Source organism: Acerihabitans sp. TG2, from assembly GCF_035013185.1.
Taxonomy (GTDB): Bacteria; Pseudomonadota; Gammaproteobacteria; order Enterobacterales; family Enterobacteriaceae; genus Acerihabitans.
Map to the genome: position 1 here is coordinate 1 of NZ_JAYGJO010000087.1, position 1,324 is coordinate 1,324.

A 1,324-nucleotide genomic window follows, 5' to 3' on the forward strand; every position below is an offset into this window, starting at 1 on the left:
GAAGCTATCTGACAACTCGACAGAGAAACGAACAGACCCACAGTGGCAACTCGCCAGGAATTTTTTAGACATAAAACACCAATATCCTCAAAAACCGTATTTATCGGTATCTACCATAGTATCACTCTGGTTCATCACCTGTTTTAGTCCAAAGCGCTAAATGTCCGATTCTGGCACAGGCGGTGTGAAAACCCTGACCAAAACCTGAAGTGCGCACGTCTACGAAAAATCTGAAATTGATCGACTGGTTTAGTCGAGCCGAATTTTACGTATGAGCGCGGTTTTTAGCTCTGTTTTTGGCAGTCTCAGCGACCCAAAACGTTTTCATACTGCCTGGGCACTAAGCCTGCCCGAAAGGAGAGCCTCGTGCGTGAGTTATGAGCAAGGAGCTGACGTTTTGCCCACGTCATCATCACCCGAATAAGCGATGAAACATGGAAAATTTTCGTGCGAGTCGATATAACATGGAAAAGGGCCGCGGCGCAGCATTAGCGCTGGCAGGTGGTGTTATTGGCGGTTCTATGCTGTGGGAAATGCTGGCAGCCTCTACTTTATTACCGCATTACCGCGCCATGTGTTCGTAATGTCGGCTTCTTGCTCTGCGCTGTAGTTTATAAGCTGGCAGCGTCATAACATACCAGTTACAATCCGAAGAATATGGAAATCAACATCCTTGGTTTTATGCCTGTGCTACTGCCTGTCGCTCTCTCCCCCGGAGCAAGCTTCACTCTTGTCATGAGTAGCGCTTTGGCCGGCGGCCGTAGTGGGCTTTTTAGGACGCTGGCCGGAACGGCTTTAGGCATATACACACACGCGCTTCTTATCGGGCTTGGTATAACCGCTGTAATTGTCTCGTCTCCAGCGATTTTTGGCACACTGAAAATTGCCGGGACATTCTATCTCCTTTGGTTAGGATTAATGCTCATCGTCAGCGGCATTAAATCAAAGCGTACCGAACTCACAAGCAGAATCTCTTCAATTACAGTCAAAGAAGCTTGGCTGGCTAACATTCTGAATCCTAAAGCCATTATGTTTTATCTGACAGTGGTTTCACAATTTGCTGGAAAAGATGGTGGCATTAGCAACTATCTGACTCTTGCCTCCGTGCATGTGGGAGTTATGAGCATCTGGCTTATCGTCATCAGTCATTCACTCATTTTCTCAGCTAAAAAGGCCGATCCACTACTGCTGAAAAAATACGTCAACATCGCTGGCGGGCTACTACTCATTATTTTTTCATTACACAGCATCATTCAGTAGGGTTCAGGTAAAAGGACTTGTTTAGGGAGTGCAGTTTGGGTGCTCTCAAATGTCCGCTTTTAGT

General features: G+C 46.6%; 1 protein-coding gene and 1 pseudogene. Both read left to right on the plus strand.

Annotated features, from left to right (window positions below; genetic code table 11):
* Positions 1–464 precede the first annotated feature (464 nt).
* Positions 465–557, plus strand: a pseudogene (locus SJI19_RS24620) (LysE family translocator); the annotation flags it as partial.
* Between the two features lie 100 nt (positions 558–657).
* Complete coding sequence (locus SJI19_RS24625) at positions 658–1,260, plus strand: LysE family translocator (RefSeq protein ID WP_323480864.1); 603 nt, start codon at positions 658–660, stop codon at positions 1,258–1,260.
* Positions 1,261–1,324: the final 64 nt, after the last annotated feature.